The organism is Cupriavidus consociatus (assembly GCF_017814975.1).
Classification (GTDB): domain Bacteria; phylum Pseudomonadota; class Gammaproteobacteria; order Burkholderiales; family Burkholderiaceae; genus Cupriavidus; species Cupriavidus consociatus.
Genome location: NZ_JAGIQA010000187.1, coordinates 1 through 344, shown reverse-complemented (window position 1 = coordinate 344; position 344 = coordinate 1). Strand labels below are relative to the sequence as shown.

1 pseudogene is annotated in these 344 nt (G+C 70.1%); it reads left to right on the top strand.

The features are described 5' to 3' along the window. Nucleotides 1–344, top strand: a pseudogene (locus J8I82_RS40010) (Zn-dependent hydrolase); the annotation flags it as partial.

The following is a 344-nucleotide window of genomic DNA, read 5'->3' as shown; positions in this document are numbered from 1 at the left end:
GCGCTGCGCAAGGATGCGCTGCTGGCGGCGTCAGAGCTGGTCGGCATCGTCAACCGCATCGCGCTGGAGCATCCCCCGCACGGCCGCGGCACGGTGGGTTGCCTGGGCGTGCATCCCGATTCGCGCAACGTCATCCCCGGCAAGGTCACGATGACGGTGGATCTGCGCGCGGGCGACGACAAGGTGCTGTCCGCGATGGACGCGGCACTGCACGAGCAGGTTGCAGCATTGGCGGCGCGCAGCGGCATCGCCATCGATCTGCAGCAAGTGGTGTACTTCCCGCCGCAGCCGTTCGATGCACGGCTGGTCGAGGCAGTACGCGGCGGCGCGCGGCGGCTCGGCCA